Origin of the sequence: Stutzerimonas degradans, assembly GCF_024448505.1 — a bacterium.
Taxonomy (GTDB): domain Bacteria; phylum Pseudomonadota; class Gammaproteobacteria; order Pseudomonadales; family Pseudomonadaceae; genus Stutzerimonas; species Stutzerimonas degradans.
Genome location: NZ_JAMOHV010000008.1, coordinates 17,413 through 35,363, shown reverse-complemented (window position 1 = coordinate 35,363; position 17,951 = coordinate 17,413). Strand labels below are relative to the sequence as shown.

The 17,951-nt window shown below is 65.8% G+C and carries 12 protein-coding genes; 2 read left to right on the top strand and 10 right to left on the bottom strand.

Annotated elements, in window-relative coordinates; translation table 11 throughout:
• Window positions 1-8: 8 nt before the first annotated feature.
• The 3 genes from NAV27_RS11855 to NAV27_RS11845 form a co-directional block, all read right to left on the bottom strand.
• Entirely contained in the window at window positions 9-941 is a 933-nt protein-coding gene (locus tag NAV27_RS11855; protein WP_102828515.1) for a 1-aminocyclopropane-1-carboxylate deaminase/D-cysteine desulfhydrase, read from the bottom strand.
• A complete protein-coding gene (locus NAV27_RS11850) occupies window positions 941-2,305 on the bottom strand; it encodes a chromosome partitioning protein ParA (RefSeq protein ID WP_102828516.1) in 1,365 nt (454 codons plus the stop codon). The genes NAV27_RS11855 and NAV27_RS11850 overlap by 1 nt, the downstream gene beginning before the upstream one ends.
• 247 nt (window positions 2,306-2,552) lie before the next feature.
• On the bottom strand, window positions 2,553-4,583 hold the full coding sequence (locus tag NAV27_RS11845) for an NADPH-dependent 2,4-dienoyl-CoA reductase (protein WP_102828517.1): 2,031 nt from the start codon (window positions 4,581-4,583) through the stop codon (window positions 2,553-2,555).
• Window positions 4,584-4,765: 182 nt separating this feature from the next.
• Between NAV27_RS11845 and NAV27_RS11840 the strand changes: the two genes are divergently transcribed.
• Window positions 4,766-5,776, top strand: coding sequence for a carbon-nitrogen hydrolase family protein (locus NAV27_RS11840; RefSeq protein ID WP_102828518.1), 1,011 nt, complete (start codon window positions 4,766-4,768; stop codon window positions 5,774-5,776).
• A complete protein-coding gene (locus tag NAV27_RS11835; RefSeq protein WP_008568775.1) occupies window positions 5,773-6,816 on the top strand; it encodes an AraC family transcriptional regulator in 1,044 nt (347 codons plus the stop codon). The genes NAV27_RS11840 and NAV27_RS11835 overlap by 4 nt, the downstream gene beginning before the upstream one ends.
• A gap of 227 nt (window positions 6,817-7,043) precedes the next feature.
• On the opposite strand, the gene NAV27_RS11830 is transcribed toward NAV27_RS11835, so the two are convergent.
• From NAV27_RS11830 to pqqF, 7 genes are all read right to left on the bottom strand, one after another.
• A complete protein-coding gene (locus tag NAV27_RS11830) occupies window positions 7,044-7,172 on the bottom strand; it encodes a DUF2474 domain-containing protein (protein WP_008568776.1) in 129 nt (42 codons plus the stop codon).
• Window positions 7,173-7,190: 18 nt separating this feature from the next.
• A complete protein-coding gene (cydB, locus tag NAV27_RS11825; RefSeq protein ID WP_008568777.1) occupies window positions 7,191-8,198 on the bottom strand; it encodes a cytochrome d ubiquinol oxidase subunit II in 1,008 nt (335 codons plus the stop codon).
• A 1-nt stretch (window position 8,199) separates the two neighbouring features.
• Entirely contained in the window at window positions 8,200-9,639 is a 1,440-nt protein-coding gene (locus NAV27_RS11820; protein ID WP_102828519.1) for a cytochrome ubiquinol oxidase subunit I, read from the bottom strand.
• Window positions 9,640-9,781: 142 nt separating this feature from the next.
• Window positions 9,782-12,421: a hybrid sensor histidine kinase/response regulator NahK/ErcS' gene (gene nahK / locus NAV27_RS11815; RefSeq protein WP_081002786.1), complete on the bottom strand. Its 2,640-nt coding sequence runs from the start codon at window positions 12,419-12,421 to the stop codon at window positions 9,782-9,784.
• Window positions 12,351-13,514, bottom strand: coding sequence for a nitric oxide-sensing protein NosP (gene nosP, locus NAV27_RS11810; RefSeq protein WP_102828520.1), 1,164 nt, complete (start codon window positions 13,512-13,514; stop codon window positions 12,351-12,353). Before nosP ends, nahK begins: the two co-directional genes overlap by 71 nt.
• 365 nt (window positions 13,515-13,879) lie before the next feature.
• Window positions 13,880-15,067 carry a porin gene (locus NAV27_RS11805; RefSeq protein WP_008568782.1) on the bottom strand — a complete coding sequence of 396 codons (1,188 nt, stop codon included), beginning with the start codon at window positions 15,065-15,067 and terminating at the stop codon, window positions 13,880-13,882.
• Between the two features lie 291 nt (window positions 15,068-15,358).
• On the bottom strand, window positions 15,359-17,851 hold the full coding sequence (gene pqqF / locus NAV27_RS11800) for a pyrroloquinoline quinone biosynthesis protein PqqF (protein ID WP_102828671.1): 2,493 nt from the start codon (window positions 17,849-17,851) through the stop codon (window positions 15,359-15,361).
• Window positions 17,852-17,951 lie beyond the last annotated feature (100 nt).

Here is a 17,951-nt window from a genome sequence, read left to right as displayed (position 1 = left end):
CGTGCTGCTCAGCCACGCAGGCGCAACAACTGTTCCTCGGCGGCGCGGCGTCCTTGCAGTCCGCCGGTATGGATGAACACCAGCCGGCTGCCGACGTCCCACTCACCCGCGTCGATGCTCGCGCGCAGCGCCAGCAGCGCCTTGGCGGTATACACCGGGTCCAGCGGCAGTCCGCTGTCGCGCTCGGCCTGCAGGATGAACCTGGCGAGCTCGCCATCGAAACGGCCGAATCCGCCACGGCTGGCATCTACCAGCCGATAACCGGCATCCGCCGTGCCGGCCTCGTCCAGCAGCCGTCGCACGTTGTCCGGCACCGCATGTGCCGGCGGCCCCGCCAGCGCGCCGATCACCGGATGGTTTCCGGCTTCGCCGAGCACCAGGCCGGCGAGCGTGGTCCCGGTGCCGACCGCCAGCCAAAGCGCCTCATAGTCATCCCAGCCAATCTCGCCCAGCCGCGCCCTAAGCTGCGCCACCAGCGTCACGCAGCCCAAGGCGCCCGCCAGCCCGCCGCCGCCCTCGGGTACACAGTGATAATTCGGATAAAGCGCCCGCCAGGCGTCCCAGAACCGAGGCTGATGGCGTGCACGGTAGCCACCGTAGCCCAGCCAGTGCAGTCGCATGCCGAAACGCTGCAGGTCGCGCACGGTCGGCGCGTCCTGCTCGGTGCCGCGCAGCAGGCCGACAGTCGCCAATCCGAAGCGCTGTCCGGCCGCAGCCAGCGCGTGCAGATGGTTGGAATGCGCGCCGCCGAGGCTGATCAGGCCGGGAGCCCGTGTCGCTTGGGCAGCGGCAAGGTGATGCGAGAGCTTGAACCACTTGTTGCCCGACAGTTCCGGATCCACCAGATCCAGACGCAGCACCGCCAGACGCACGCCGCGCAGCCAGTCGAAATGCAGCTCCTGCATTACCACGTCGGCTGCGAACGAATCCGCGACAACCATCAGCTGCCGGTGCGTTCGCGGCTCTCGGCCCGATGGCGCGAACAGCAATTGGATTGACCGATGACAAAACGGCTCGGGGTGTCGATCTTGTCGAGGGGAATGGCGCAGCGCTCGCCGCTCGGCAGACGCCCCACGCAGGCGGGCTGTTGATAATGCTCCAGCCACTGGCGGTACTGCTCCTCGGAAACGGAGCACTTGGCAGCGGCATAGGCCTGCGGGTTGGCCTGGTAGCGGACCATGTCCTGCAGAGCGATGGTGAGATGCCCAGCCCCAGGATGGTAAGCCATGAACTGCACGCCCTGGCGTGCCAGCTGCTCGAGAATCCGATCATCCTTGCGCGCGGCCAACTCGTCGCGCTCGGCGGTCAGACGGCGGATCTCTTCCTCGAACTGCGCATCCAGCTCGTTGCGGTAGGCCAGCTCCACATCGCGGATGGCGACCTGTTCCTTGTACTCGGCAACGGCCGCGGCGATGCGCGCCTGCGCTTCCTGCTCGAACTGATCGCGCGCGGCACTGACTTCGATTCGACCGTTCTTTTCCAGAGTGCGCAGCTGCTGGCTCATTTCCTCACGCGCGCTCTGAAAGGCCTGCGCCTGCTCGACAACCTGGGCATGCAGGCTGGCGTTCAGATCGACCTGCTGCTGCAGACGCAGTTGCAGATCGGCCAGCTCGCCTTGCAACTGTCGGAGCTGAGTCTGTGCCGCTTCACGCAGCCTGGCGACATCCTCGTCTCGCTGACGTTCCAGATTGGCGATGCGCTGGCGCTGCTGCTTGATCAGCAGCGCAGCCTTCTGCCGCTGCTCCAGGGCGGTGGCTTCCGAACGCTTGCTGACTTCGCCCTTGGCCGCCTCGCGCGGATACCAGGCATCCTCGGCCACCATCTGCAGACGTTCGGCCGGAACCGCCGTCGGCGCCTCCTCTTCCACCAGCAGGCCGAGCTGATTGCGCTTCACCCGTTCGACCAGCAGCGAAAATACCTTACTGGTTTCGCCGTCCTGATTAGGGTCCCACAGGTGCATCTGGTGCCAGGTCACCGGGCACTGGCTGCGGCAGGCGAGACGGATCGGCCCGGCGCCCAGATCGGGGCCGCGCCCGGTGCGCTCGGCGAGGTTGCGCAGCGGGATGTTCCAGCCCTTGTCGGCTGAGCCGTCATCGTTGAAATCGATGTAGAACAACACGGCCGCGCGAATATGCAGCCGCGGATCGATCAACACGTAGGCCGCGCGCATTTGCTGGTCGGCGAACTCACGCAAGTTCACCACGCCGTCGAGCACGGCCTCGAATTCGGGAAACAGCATTTCCTTGCAGATGCCGCCTTCGTTAAAGAACAGCACGGCCTCGACCATCTGCGGTTTGATCTGCATTGTCGATGTCCCTTTTCGCTCGCAAGCAAGGCAATGGAAGTCGGCAGATAGCGCATCGCCATCAACGCGCGCGGCTATCTCGCGGGTTGCGCAAGTTTAGGGGAAACGATTGCGGGGGCAATGTGACTGGGTTGGCAGCGACCCGGCCGCTCAGATGGCGCAGGCACGCCAGCCGGTTTTATTTGCGATGGGTTTGGCTAAAGCAAACGCTGCGACCCGGCATTGCACCGGGCCGCAGCACGCAACATCAGAGGCTCGCCGCCAACCGGCAACCTTGATCGATGGCACGCTTGGCATCCAGCTCGGCGGCCACATCCGCACCACCGATCAGGTGTACCGACACACCGGCCGCTTGCAGGCCATTCTGCAGCTCGCGCAGCGGCTCCTGCCCGGCGCAGAGAATCACCGTGTCCACCGGCAGCACCATCGGCTCGCCTTCGGCGACGCGGATGTGCAGGCCGGCGTCGTCGATCTGCAGGTATTCGACCGCGCTGATCATCTGCACGTGCTTGTTCTTCAGCCCGGTGCGATGAATCCAGCCGGTGGTCTTGCCCAGGCCGTTGCCGACCTTGGATTTCTTGCGCTGCAGCAGATAGACCTGCCGCTTCGCCGCATGCGGTGCCGGCTTCACCCCAGCCACGCCGCCGCGCGCCTGCAGGCCGAGATCGATGCCCCACTCCTTCCAGAACGCCTCGCGATCCAGGCTGGTGGACTCGCCATCATGGGTAATGTATTCGGAGACATCGAAGCCGATGCCGCCCGCGCCGATCACCGCGACCTTCTGCCCGACTGGCTTGCGCTCGAGAATTGCATCCAGGTAGCCGATCACCTTCGGATGATCGACACCCGGAATGTCCGGCGTGCGCGGCACGATCCCGGTGGCCAGGACAACCTCATCGAAACCGCCGGCGAGCAACTCGTTCACCCCGACGCGGGTGTTCAGACGCAGCGTGACGCCGGTTTCCTGCAGTCGATTGCCAAAGTAGCGCAGCGTCTCATAGAACTCTTCCTTGCCCGGCACGCGCTTGGCGACATTGAACTGCCCCCCGATCTCGCCGGCCGAGTCGAACAGCGTCACATCGTGGCCGCGCTCGGCGGCGACCGTCGCTGCGGCGAGGCCGGCTGGACCGGCACCGACCACCGCGATCTTCTTCACCGTGCTAGTGGGAATGTAGTTCAGCTCGGTCTCGTGGCAGGCGCGCGGGTTGACCAGACAGCTGGTCAGCTTGCCGCTGAAGGTGTGGTCCAGGCAGGCCTGGTTGCAGCCGATGCAGGTGTTGATCGTCTCGCCATGACCGGCGGCCGCCTTATTGACGAATTCCGGATCGGCCAGGAACGGTCGAGCCATCGACACCATGTCGGCATCGCCCTCGGCCAGCACCTGTTCGGCAACCTCTGGCGTGTTGATCCGGTTGGTGGTGATCAGCGGAATCTTTACCTCGCCGCGCAGCTTGGCGGTGACCTTGGTGAAAGCGGCACGCGGCACCTTGGTGGCGATGGTCGGAATCCGTGCCTCGTGCCAGCCGATGCCAGTGTTGATCAGCGTGGCGCCGGCCTGCTCAATGGCCTTGGCCAGCGTCACCACCTCGCTCCATACGCTGCCGCCCTCGATCAGGTCGAGCATCGACAGCCGGTAGATGATGATGAAGTTCGGCCCGACCGCATCACGCACGCGCGTGACGATCTCCACCGGCAGGCGCATGCGATTCTCGTAGCTGCCGCCCCAGCGATCGGTGCGGTGGTTGGTGTGCGCAACCAGGAACTGGTTGATGAAGTAGCCTTCCGAACCCATGATCTCGACGCCGTCGTAGCCGGCCTGCTGGGCCAGCCGGGCGCAGTTGACGAAGTCCTGAATCTGCTTCTCGATCCCCTCCTCGTCCAGCTCGCGCGGCGTGAACGGGTTGATCGGTGCCTGAATCGCGCTCGGCGCTACCAGCTTGGGACTGTAGGCGTAGCGCCCGGCGTGCAGGATCTGCATGCAGATCTTGCCGCCCGCCTCGTGTACCGCCTGGGTGACGATCTTGTGCTCTTCGGCCTCCTCGACCGTCGACAGCTTGGCCGCGCCAGCACGTACCGAGCCTTCCTCGTTCGGTCCGACGCCGCCGGTGACGATCAGCCCGACACCGCCACGGGCGCGCTCGGCAAAAAAGGCGGCCATGCGCTGGAAGCCATTGGGCATTTCCTCCAGGCCGGTGTGCATGGAACCCATCAGGGTGCGATTGCGCAGCGTGGTGAAGCCCAGGTCGAGCGGAGCCAGCAGATGCGGGTAGGCGGTCATGGTCGTTCCTCATGGCAATTGCCGCGCCTCGTGGGACGCAGTCGATGTGCAGCGACGATAACCACAGCCATTCACCCGCTCAATGATCAAAAGTGACAAGTTCCTGATCACTTCGCGCAAAAGGGTTGGCAAGCCCGGCAACCTTGCCTAGTCTGATCGCCTGCCCCAAGCCGATCCGACTCATGCGCGTCTATCTGAAATTGCTGGTACTTCTGCTGCTCGCCCTGACCGGCCTGGCCCTCTACCTGAACTGGACCGGCGACCGGCGCAGCGGCCCGCTGCTCTCCGACCTGCGCACACTGCCGATCCACAGCGTCGGCGTGCCGGGTGACCACGGCAACCTGCTCGGCATCGAGACGCGACTGCAACCGGCCGACTATCAGAGCCCGCAGCGGCTGCGGCTGAAGTTCGCCACCTATCTCGATCAGGCCCGTGCCGCCGGATTGCTGAACGCCAAGACCATCGTCGTGCTGCCCGAGCATGTCGGCACCGGCCTGTTCGCGCTCGGTGAAAAACCCGAAGTGCAGCAGGCACGCACGCTGCGCGATGCCATGCAGTGGACGGCGCTGAGCAATCCCGGCCGCTACCTGCGCGCGCTGACGGGCAACCAGCAGAAGGACGACCGGCGCACCGAGGCGGTGTTGCTGCTCAAGGCAAAACGGATGGCCGAGGCCTATCAGGCGATCTTCGGCGAGCTGGCGGCGCACTATGGCGTCACCCTGGTGGCCGGCTCCATCGTGTTGCCGGAGCCGCGGCTTGAGGATGGTCGGCTGCGGATCGGCGAGGGTCCGTTGCGCCAGATCAGCCTGACGTTCGACCGTTCCGGCCAGCCGATCGAACCGTTGCAGTACAAGCGTGCACTGGGTCGCTACGAACGGCGCTACAGCGCAGCGCCGGAGCATATCCAGCGCCAGACGCTGGCGACGCCGGCCGGCCCGCTGGCGGTGCTGATCGGCTGCGATGCCTATCGCGAGCCTCCGCCGGCAGATGCCGTGCTGCTCGCTGTGCCCGGCGCACGCGACGACTGGGCCGAAGCCTGCCCAGAAGCCTCCGGCATCGCCGCAGGCGAGCGCCCCTACATGGCGGTGCGCACCCTCGGCGTGCCGTGGAACCTGCTCGGCTCACCGCGCAAGCCGGCGCGTAACCTACACGGTACGCCGGTGCAGCTGACCAATCTGTGGTTGCAACCGTGACGCTCAAGGCACAGCCGGTGCGCCTGGGCGATCTGTCGGTCAGCTTCACGCTGAGTCTGGGCGAAGCCCTGCGCGAACGCGGGCTGGACCCGCAACCGCTGCTCGCTGGTTATGGACTGGACGCCGAGCGCCTGGCCGAGCCGCAGGGACGTCTGTCGATTCCGCGCTACATGCGCCTCGGTCACGCGGCCATCCAGCTGGCCGGCGATGCCGCGCTCGGTCTGGACATGGGTCGCTTGCGCCTGCCGAGCCACCTCGGTCTGGCCGGCATCACCGCGGCGCAGGCGCCGAACGTGCGTGAAGCGGCGCGCACGCTGATCCGCTTCGAACCGCTGTACGCGTCCAACTACCGCGGCAGTTCCAGCTTTCATGAGGATGCCAGCGGCGCGTGGCTGCGCTTCTATTCGATCAGCCCGTACAACGCGTTCAACCGCTTCGTGGTCGACACCGTTCTGGCCAGCTGGTTGACCCAGTTGCAACGGCTGGCCGGCGAGCGCCTGGTACCCAGCGCCGTGCATATCGAATTTCCCGCCCCCGATTACGCCGCCTGCTACGAGGCGCTGTTCGGTCGTGCCGTGGCATTCGGCGCCAGCGCCAACGAGCTGCATCTGGATCAGGCGGCGCTCGCCCTGCGCAACCCGGAGCATTGCCCAGCGACCTGGCGACAGTTGCTGGCCTTCTGCGAGGCCGAACTGACGCGCCTAACGCGCACGCGCAGCCTGCGCGAACGCGTCACCCAGGTCCTCGGACCGCTGCTCAAGGGCCAGGAACCGGACCTGCAGCAGATCGCCAGCCGCCTGCAGCTGCCCAGCTGGACGCTGCGGCGCAAGCTGCACGAGGAAGGCACCCGCTACCGCGACATTCTCAACGACACGCGCCGCGATCTGGCGATGGCCTATATCCGCGACACCGATTCGGCATTCGGCGAGATCGCCTGGCTGCTCGGCTTTTCCTCGGCCGAAGCCTTTCAGCGCGCGTTTCGCCGCTGGACCGGGCAGACACCCGGCGCATACCGCCGTGCCCAGCGTCAGCTGCCCTGATCAGAGCTCGACCGCGTCTTCACTGGCGTCGGGGCAATCCTGTTCGGCGGCGCGCAATTCGAGTATTTCGTCCTGGTAGTCGTCCATCGTTCTGGCTCCAGTTTGCAGAGGTGGCTCGTGCGGATTCGCATCAAGCCGCGTGCCAACCAAGCTATAAGCCGCAGATGAAGGAGCGATGACGTCCGCGCGGGGCGCTGTTCGCACCGACGAAGTGCACGGGCATTCGCTCACGCACTCAAACCGGCCGCCTGCATCGCCTGGCGCAACAGCCAGGCGACCACCGCCAGCGCCAGCACGCTGCCGCTCCAGAGCAGCACCAGCCAGGCCAGACGCCGCCATAACGGCTTCTGCTCCATACCAGACATGGACGCCTCCTAGTGATAGCCGTCTTCGGCGCTGACCTTGCCGCGGAACACGTAGTAGCTCCACGCCGTGTACATCAGGATCAGCGGGATGATCAGCAGCGCGCCGACCAGCGTGAAGCCCTGGCTCTGCGGCGGCGCGGCGGCGTCCCAGATGCTCACCGATGGCGGGATGATGTTCGGCCACAGGCTGATGCCCAGGCCGCTGTAGCCTAGGAAGATCAGCGCCAGCGTGAGCAGGAACGGCGTGAAACTGGCGTAGCGGCGGATCGCGCGCAGCAGGCCGAAGGCACAGAGCAGCACGAGGATCGGCACCGGCATGAACCAGAACAGATTGGGCAGGCTGAACCAGCGCTCGGCGATGTCCGGGTGAGTCAGCGGCGTCCACAGGCTGACGATGCCAGTGACCGCGAGCACCGCCCACACCAGCGGCACGCCCAGGTCATGCATGCGCTTCTGCAGCTCGCCGCCGGTGCGCATCATCAGCCAGGTGCAGCCGAGCAAGGCGTAGGCGACGATCAGCGCGAGCCCGCAGAACAGCGAGAACGGCGTCAGCCAGTCCCACGCGCCGCCGGCGAACGCACGCCCCTCCACCGGCAGCCCGCTGATGAATGCGCCCAGCACCACGCCCTGGAAAAAGGTCGCCGTCAGCGAGCCGCCGATGAAGGCCTTGTCCCAGATGTGCTGGCGTCGCTCGCTGGCCTTGAAGCGAAACTCGAAGGCGACGCCACGGAAGATCAGCCCCATCAGCATCAGGATGATCGGCAGGTACAGCGCCGACAGCACCACCGCGTAGGCCATCGGAAACGCCGCGAACAGCCCGGCACCACCTAGCACCAGCCAGGTTTCGTTGCCGTCCCACACCGGCGCCACGGTGTTCATCATCACGTCGCGGTCGCTGCGACCGGGCACAAACGGAAAGAGGATGCCGACGCCCAGGTCGAAGCCGTCCATCACCACATACATCATGATCCCGAAGATGATGATCACCGCCCAGATCAGTGAAAGATCGATACCCATCTCAATTCCCCTGCCCCAGTTGATCGCCACCCTGTTCGTCCAGCGCCTCGTCCGCCGCCGAGATCGGCCGCATCGGCGTGCGCGGCTGGCCCGCGCCACCGACGCCCTGCTCGCGCCCCTCGTTGACCACCGGACCCTTGGCGACCAGCCGCAGCACATAAACGATGCCGACGCCGAACACCGCGAAATACACCACGACGAACAACGCCAGGGTCAGCCCCAGCTGCCCGGCGCTGTGCGCGGACACCGCATCGGCGGTACGCATCAACCCGTAGATCACCCACGGCTGACGGCCGATCTCCGTGGTAAACCAGCCGGCGAGCAACGCCAGCAGGCCGGACGCGCCCATCCAAAACACCAGCCGCAGGAACGGCCGCGAGTGATAGAGGCGATCACCGCGGCGCAGCAGCAGGCTCCAGACGCCCGTCAGGATCATCAGCAGACCCAGCGCGACCATGATGCGGAACGACCAGAACACCACCGTCGAATTGGGACGGTCCTCGGGCGGGAAGTCCTTCAGCGCCGGGATCGGTTCGGTCAGGCTGTGTTTCAGGATCAGGCTGCCGAGGTAGGGAATCTCGACCTTGTAGCGGGTTTCTTCGGCCTCCATGTCCGGCCAGCCGAACAGCAGCAACGGCGTCGGTTCGCCCGAGGAGTTATCCCAATGCCCCTCCATCGCGGCGATCTTCGCCGGCTGATGTTCCAGCGTGTTGAGGCCGTGCAGATCGCCGATCACCGCCTGCAGCGGCGCCACCAGCAGGGCCATCCACATCGCCATCGAGAGCATCTTGCGGATCGCCGGATTGTCGCGCCCGCGCAGCAGGTGCCAGGCAGCGGACGCGCCGACGAAAAACGCCGTGGCGAGGAATGCGGCCGTGGCCATGTGTGTCAGGCGGTACGGGAACGACGGATTGAAGATGATCGCCAGCCAGTCCACCGGCACCACGATGCCGTCGATGATCTCGTGCCCCTGCGGCGTATGCATCCAGCTGTTGGAGGCGAGAATCCAGAAGGTCGAAATCAGCGTGCCGAGCGCCACCATCACCGTGGAGAAGAAATGCAGCCCCGGGCCAACGCGGTTCCAGCCGAACAGCATCACGCCGAGGAAGCCCGCCTCGAGGAAGAAGGCAGTCAGCACCTCGTAGGTCAGCAAGGGGCCGGTGACGCTGCCAGCGAACTCCGAAAAAGCGCTCCAGTTGGTGCCGAACTGGTAGGCCATGACGATACCGGATACCACGCCCATGCCGAAGTTGACGGCGAAGATCTTCAGCCAGAAGTGGTACAGGTCGCGATAGACCTCGCGCCGGGTCTTCAGCCACAGCCCTTCCAGCACCGCCAGGTAGCTGGCGAGGCCGATGGTGATGGCCGGGAAGATGATGTGGAAGGAGATGGTGAAGGCGAACTGGATTCGCGCAAGTTCGAGTGCTTCCAATCCGAACATGAAACGGTCCTCGGCTGCTGCACATGGACGCCCGGTTTTTCGGCGCCCCGTGCAACTGACAGCAGAACACCGCGAGGGTGCGCTGCAGACTTGGAGGATCGCGGGTGCGGCCGCCCTGCCCGGCCGCGCAGAGCCGGAGTAATCAGCCCGCCTGGCCGTGCTCCAGCATGTGGCACATGGCGGTCTTGAGCTTCATTGGCCGCACCGGCTTGTGCATCAGCATGTAGCCCAGCTCGCGCACCTGCTGTTTGAGTTCGTTGCTGTAGTTGGCAGTAATCATCAGCGCCGGCAGCGGGCTGGCGCGGCGGTCGTTGACTGTAGTGACCACGTCGATGCCGGTGTGGCCGTTGTCCAGATGGTAGTCGGCGATCAGCAGGTCGGCCTCGGCGTGGAAGTTGTCCACCTGGCGCGCCAGGTCCTCCTCGGACAGCGCCGTAGTGACCACGCAGCCCCAGCCTTCGAGCAGCGTGCGCATGCCGGCGCAGATCGCCGTGTCGTTATCCAGCACCCACACACGCGCGCCTTGCAGGCGCTCCAGCGCCAGTTCCGCGGTGCTCGGCTCGGGCCGCGCCTTGGGCGCGCGGCGCGCCAGAGGAACCTCGATGGCAAAGCGCGAGCCATGTCCGAGCCGTGAACCGACCTGGATGCGGTGGCCGAGCATGCGCGCGATCTTTTCGACGATGGCCAGGCCGAGGCCAAGGCCGCGATCCTGATTCGGCCGCACGCCGTCGCCACGCTTGAACTCCTGGAATATCTCTTCGAGCTTGTCTTCGGCGATGCCGACGCCGGTGTCCCAGACCTCGATCGACAGGCTCTGGCGCCGCCGCCGGCAGCCGAGCAGCACCCGCCCTTGCGGCGTGTAGCGGATGGCATTGGTCAGCAGGTTGCGCAGGATGCGCGCCAGCAGCTGGATGTCACTGCGTACCAGCGCCGAGCAGGGAATGAAATCCAGCTGGAGCTGTTCGCAACCGGCCAACTGGCGAAACTCCAGGGCGAGGTTTTCCAGCAGCTCGCTGACGGCGAACGGCGCTATATCCGGTTTGATCACGCCGGCATCCAGCTTAGAAATATCTACCAGCGTACCCAGCAGGTTCTCCACGTCCTCCAGCGAGTTGCTGATGTTGCGGATCAGCCCGCCGCTCGGCGTCGCCGGCTGTTCCAGCAGCGCGCTGGTGAACAGCCGCGCGGCATTCAGCGGCTGCAGCAGGTCGTGGCTGACCGCAGCGAGGAACTTGGTCTTCGACAGGTTGGCCAGCTCCGCCTCGCGTTTGGCCTCGCGCAGACGCGCCTCGACCTGGCTGCGTTCCTCGATCTCGCGCAACAACTGGTCGTTGAGGCTGGTCAGCTCGGCGGTGCGCTCGCGCACCCGCTGTTCGAGGTTCTGGTAGGCCTGGTGCAGCGCCTCGGCGGTACGCCGGCGGTCGGTGATGTCCTGGATCAGCACGAAGATGCCGGCCACCTCGCCGCTGGCCAGCCGGTTCGGCACATAGGAGCGCAGCATGTAGCGCTGCTGGCCGGCGTGGTTGCGCTCGGCCATCTCGAAGCTGACGCTCTCGCCGGACAGCGCGCGGTCGATGTAGGGCTCCAGCTGGCGCCAGTGCTCGCCGCTGTGCACTTCGCGCAGGCACTGGCCGAGCATGCCGTCGCTGGGCCAGCGATACCACTCCTCGTAGACCTTGTTGGTGAACTCGTAGGTCAGGTCGGAGGACACGTACGCAATCAGCGCCGGCACGTGGTCGGTGATCAGGCGAATCCAGCGCTCGCTCTGGCGCAGCGCCTCGGCATGGCGATAGCGCTCCGTGATGTCGGTGAAGGTGTTGACGAAGCCGCCGGTGGGCAGCGCGTGGGTGCGGATTTCCAGCATGCGGCCATCGAACATGCGCTGCTCCAGCTCGCGCATTGGCCGGCCGTTGGCGTCACGCGTATTGGGCGTCAGCAGGCGCAGCTCGCTGTCGGCCATCACCTCCTCGAACGGCCGATGCGCTTCGATCGGCGCCAGCCCGCAGACTTCCAAGAAGCGCCGGTTCCACAGCTCCAGCGCACCCTCCGCGCTGACCATCGCCACGCCCTGGGACAGGTTGTCCACGGCGCGCTGCAGCAGCCGCGACTTCTGCGCCAGCGCCTGCTCGCGGCGCATGGTCTCGCTGACCTTCACCTCGGTGATATCGGTGTAGAGCATCACCAGGCCGCCCTCGCGGGTCGGCCGCTCGCTGACCTGCACCCAACGCCCGTTGTGCAGCCGATAGACGGTGGGCTCGTCACCCTTGCCGCGATGCTCCTCGACGATCAGCCCGGTGCTTTCGGCCATCCGCCGCACCTCGGCCAGGCGGGTGCCGGCGTTGATGCGCGCACGGGTGCGGCTCCACAGCGACTTGAAACGACGATTGAACAGCACGATGCGCTGAGCTTTGTCGAACAGCACGAAGGCGTCGGAAATGCTCTCGATGGCGTCGACCAGGTTCTGGTGGGCCGTTTCGGCACGCAACCGGGCGTCACTGAGCAACTGGTTGCTGCCCTTGAGCTCGGCCATCGCCTGATTCAGCGCATCGGTGCGTTCGCGCACCTGCTCAGCCAGCTCCACCGAATGCTGGAACGCCGCATAGGAGGCATCGCGTCCCGCGCCGCCGGATTCGACGCGCTCGATCAGCGCGGCATTGATGCGCTTGAGCTTGAGGTTTTCCCGTTCGAGCTCGGCCTGTCGGCTCAGCAGCTCAGCGACCGCCCCGTCCGCCGGGGCGGCCAATGGCGACACCGGTGAAGGTCTGGTTGATGTGCATGCCATTGAACTGCTCTCCGTAGGTGTTGAAGCCGATCACCTGCTGGCGTCGGAGAAAAGCCGAAGTCTCTTCACTGGTGCCGGCGGCCTCGATCTCCAGACGCCGCAGGAAGCAATCGCAACCGATGGTCAGCAACGGTGGCCCGAGCCGCTGCTCCAGCCGCTGGAACAGCGCCTCCAAGTTCGGCATCAGCGGCCCGGGCTGCATGGCAGTGAGCACGATGCCGTTCTCCACGGCGCAGTAGAAGGTCAGACTGAGGTCGTCGTTGACCTTCTGGATGGCGCGCACGTAATACTGGTCGTTGATTCGCACCGCCAGCGGATGCGCGGCGAACAGACGATGGTCGAGATCGGCGACGTTCACGCCGATCAGCCGCGCGTACTCCTCGGCGGCCGGCTCGGCATTCAGCTCGTACACGCGCCGGCCGTGGCTGTCGGCGCGTGTCACCACCAGCTTCTCGCTGCGCGGCAGGATGTGATGGGTGGTGAACACCTCGAAATCCAGCCAGGTGTTGATCAGGACCACGATGGCCGCGCCGCTGTGGAACTTGCCGTCGTAGTAGACGTGGGTGTCGGTCAGATGATTGTCGTCGCCTGCCGAGCCACCGAAATGCGGAATGCTGCCGAATGCGGCACTGAGTGCGGCAAGCACCACTTCTTCGCGACTGGACAGGCCGTCCAGCAGCGTCAGGGCGAAGCTGTGGTCCTTGATCGGAGCCAGCGAATTGCTGCGACAATCGCTGCCGAGGCGCTCCACCAGCTGCTGCGCCTCGGCCAAGCCGAAGCGCTCCATCTCGTCGATCAATTCGCAGGCGATGGAGAAATTGCGGTGATCGAAGCCGATGGCGCTGACACAGCTGCGGTTGTAGCCCTGAGCGGTGATTTCCCCGGCCGTGGTGCAGCCGACCAGGCGCACCCCGCCGAAGTACTGGCGCAGCGCATCGCCCAGCGCCGGCAGGTCGTATTCGGCCGAGCAGAAGAACAGCACGAAGCCCAGATGCGGATGCATCAGCTGGCGTGCCAGGTCCTGCGCGACCGTCTCGGCCTGGCAGGCTTCGGACATCGCCGTGCGAATCACCTCCGTCTGCTGTTCACTCACGCACCACACTCCCGCACCACCGAATCGGATTGACCCCATTCTTGGGTAGGGCTTTGGGTACGAAAATGCTACTTGAGTACCGGAAAAGGCCTGCCTAGGTAGCAGCGCGGCGAAACAACGCAGCGCGTTGCGGCGGATGCATCGAGTGGCCCGTGCGGCAGACTGGCACTTGCGGCTGAGGCGCGAAGTTGCAGCGCCGATCAGCAAAAAGGCCGGCCCCTCGCGGGTACCAGCCTTGTTGTCGGTCGCGACGTTTGAACGCCGTACCGTCAGGGCGTGGGTCGTACGCTCGACGACGGGCCCACTGCCATGCAACGAATGGAGCGACCTACGGTTCGACTGCCATTCGCACCCTGATCCTGCGCTTAGAAGCTCAGTGCAGCACCGACCGCGAAAGTGCGGGTGTCTTCGTCCAGAGTCGGATCATCCTTGCCGGCGATCTCGAACTGGTTCAGCTCAGCAACCAGCGTCAGGTTGTCGTTGACGCTATGGAACAGCGCCACGCCGCGGGTTTCGTAATCGGCTTCGCTACCCAGACCGTTGCCGTCGTCCTTGGTCTTGCCATAGGACAGCGCCAGACGATTCTTGCCGAAACGGTAGGAACCCTGCAGCAGGTAACCGTCGCTGTCGACTTCGCGCAGCAGCGCTTCGCCGGCGTTGTTGGTGAAGAACGGGTTGATGCCCTCGGCCTGGAAGCCGGAAGCGGTCAGCGACAGGTTGCCCATCTTGGCTTGGATACCGTAACCCAGGCCCTTGGAATCAACTTCCTCAACGGTGCTATCGGTGTTGTCCGAGCTCTGCTGCATGCCGTTGATCCAGGTGTAGAACTTGGTGCCACCCAGATCGAACTGGTAGGTGATCTCGGTCTCGAAGCGCGGCGCTTCCTGATAGGCCTTGCTGAGCGCCTTGCTGGTGTCCTCGGTGGTGTCCACCGGGTCCATGATGCCGGCGGCGATACGCAGGCCGCTCATTTCAGGCGAGCGATAGGTGATCTGCGAGGTCGGGAACGGATACGGGTAGCCGGTACCGATGTTGCCGAAGGACACGCCGCCGCCGTCGACCAGACCCAGCACGTCGCTGACCTGCCCATAACCGCTGAGCATCTCGTCGAGCAGGATGTTGGAACGGGAGAACAGACCGAAGTCCTTACCGAACAGCACCTCACCCCACTGCTCGTTGGCAGCGGTGGCATAGAACTGACGAACGTCGATGCCGGTTTCGGTGCCGTTGGTGTCGCTGTCGTTGATCGTCACCCAGAACGAGGAGCGGCCGCCCAGCTTCAGATCGCCGACCTGCTTGGTGAAGTTGAAACCGATCCAGTTGGGCAGGAAGCCCATCTTGACCCGCGACTGCCGGCGATCGAACTGCTCGCCGTCACGATCCACGTCGCTGTTGACGTAGAAGGTGTTGAAGTAGCCATCGGTGGAAAACTTGGTGTCATCTTGATCGTAGAGCACGATTTCGGCGACAGCCGACTGGCTCATGGTCATAGCTACGGCGCTGGCCAGGGCCAGGGGCAGCAGGGTTGAAACGGCTTTCTTGTTGTTGTGCATGGCGCTCTCCGCTGTATTGACGACAAGCAGTCGTGACGGAGCGATTATCGAAAGGCCATCAGGGGCCACATACGCTGCCATAGCGGCGAAACGCTAGTACTTTGGCCGCGGATCGAGGCTCGGTCTCAAAGCACTGCTCCGCTGCTCCCCGGAACAGCCCTTAGGTCGTAAACCCAAAGCAGCTGGAAGTACTGGCCGGTGCTGGCACGCCGGTTGCGGGCGCGCGTCGCCGCGCCCGAGCAATGGCTCGAGCCGGCGGCATCTGCTGAGGTGAGAGCGATTGACGAGCGGTCAGCGCGCCTGCCAGCGGGCATCGGGTGCCGCTGCGTTGGCCAGGCAGTACCAGCCGCCCTGCGCATTGCGCAGCGTGGCGAGCGCGGCGCGCAGTGCTTCGGGCCGCAACTCGCGCATGGCTGCGGCGACTTGAGCCGGATGGTCAATGGCTTGGCCGGCCAGACAGGCCTGCCAGATACGCTCGGCGCGCTGACGCGGATCGTCCAGGGCACTGTCGCCCGGCACTTGCGCGGTGTCCGAATCCAGACTTTCGCTCAGCCGTGCGAGGAACTCCTCGATATGCGCGAAGATCTGCGCTGCCGTGGCGCTGGGAGACTGCACCGCGAAAACGATGCCCGCGTGCTCGCCGAATTGGCGAAAGCCGCAGAACACCGCATAACCCAGCTGTAGTTCGCTGCGCAGACGCCGGAAGAAGCCACTCTCCATCGCCCGCGCCAGCGCGCGCCAGGTGGCTTCCTGGCGGGCGTCGCGCGTCGGCAGCGGGCAGAACAGCAGCACGGCAGTCTCGGCGGCAGGCTCGCCCAGACACCACCAGAACCGGCGCCCTGCGTACCACGGCTGCGGGACCTCAGCCGGCTCGCGCAGAGCCCGGCCGGGCGTGTTGCCCAGCACCGCATGCAGCGCGTCATTCAGCTCGGGGGCGAGGCCGACCGCCAGCGCCTGCCAGTGCGCCCGCGCCCAGGCAGCGGACAGTGCAGACCGATCGAGCGGCACCGACATGGCGGCATCGGCGCTGCCCAGCAGCCGTGGCAGGCGACCGATCAGCTGGCGAATGAGCAATTCTTCGCCGTGCAACCGCGCGGCCTCGGCGAACTGCCTGCCGCCGTCGACATAGGCGCTGGCTGGCGGCTCGCTCAGCAGCTTGAGCAGATCGTCCGCGATGACCGGCAAGGCGGCGGCATAGCCGAACAGGCTCAGGCACCAGCCATTGCCGAAATCCTCGAAACGCAGCTCGACGCCGGCCTGCTGCGCCGCCTGGATCGCCGGGCGCAACGCGCGGTCCAGCACATGCCACAACCCGCCTGGACTTTCCCCGTCGAAGCGCCAGTGCAGGTACAGCGCGCTCTGCCCGTTGGCATTCTGCGGGCTCACACAGCGCAGTGCCGGTTCGTTTTGCGCCGGCGATGGCAGCGGTCGGGCACATAACCATGGATTGCCCGCCGGCAGAGCCCAGTGCCAGCTCGGCGGCGCAATGGGCGGCAGCTCCTCGGCAGCCATACGCAGCGCAAAGCCGGCGGCTTCGATGGCCGGTGCCGGGCGCGGGTCTGCCGTCAGGACCGCCGGTGCGCTCTGCAACCGGACCACAACCTCGCGTAGCGCCTGATAGACGGTATCCGGCTGCTCATGCGCCAGCAGCGCCTCCGGCTCGACCCAATGGCGCAGCCGCGCCAGCGGCGGCATTACCTGCAGGCTGCGCTCGCGCACGCGCCGGTACTCGCCCCAGTGGTGCGTGAGCACCGCGTCCTGACCAAGGAAACACAGCCAGCGGTGCAGTGCATCGATGATGCCTGCCCGCGCCGCCAGACCCTCTGCAGTCAGGCCGAACTCGATCACCACCACGCCCTGGTCGGCGTGCCAGTACGGCACGCGCAAGCGCAGACGATCGATCCAGGCGCGGTCGCGCAACAACGCGAACAGGCTACCCGGCGCCTCGGCCTGTAGGCTGCTGGCGAGCGCATCCAGCGCCGCCGCGCTGCCAAGCGGCATGCCGTCGAGACAGAACGCCGCCTCCAGCCGCGGCCGGCCATTGGCGAGCTGCAAGCGCGCGCTGCGTGCCACCGCATGCAGCGGCGGCAGGCTGCGTGACGGCTGCGCGCGCGCCTCGATCCGGCAGTGCGGCGCCTTCAGCAGGCGGAGCAGCGCAGCGGGTTCGAGCGGCGCGGCGACCAGCAGTTCGAGTGCACCGGCGTGATAGAACTGCTGGTGATACGCCCGCAGCGCCTGCTGGAAGGCCGCACTCTCCACCGGCAGGCTGGCGCGATTGCCGGCGTGAAAGGCGGCGAATGGATGCGCGGTATCCAGCGCCATACCGTGCGCGGCATCGCACAGCGTCTCGCTGTCCTGCGCGCGAGCGAGGAATTCAGCCTGCAGCACCTCGCGCTCGCGCAGCTGCGCGGCCGGGTCGAGCAACGGTCGCGCGAGCATGTCGAACAGACGCTGCAATCCGTCCGAAAAGGTCTCGGCCGACAGCTGAAAGAAGAAATCGGTATGCCGCTCGCGGGTCGATGCGTTGAGCTGGCCGCCGCAACCCTGCACGAAGGCCATCAGGCTGTCCTCTACTGGATAGCCAGCGCTACCTAGAAACAGCAGGTGCTCGAGGAAATGCGCCAGCCCCGGATAGGCTGCCGGCGCATCGTGCGCGCCGGCATGCACTCGCACCAGCGCTGCCGCCTGACTCCCGGCAGGCAACTGCAACAGACGCACCCGCAGCCCTTCGGCAGTGGAGAAGCATTGCGGGGCAGCGGTCGGTTCGAAGCGCAGGTGGGCCATGGGCATGTCGTCGGCAAACAGTTCGCAGGACGCACAGCATCGGCGGAATTCGCGGCTCAGCACAATGCTGCTTGCGCACTAGCAGCCGGGGCGCCTTTGC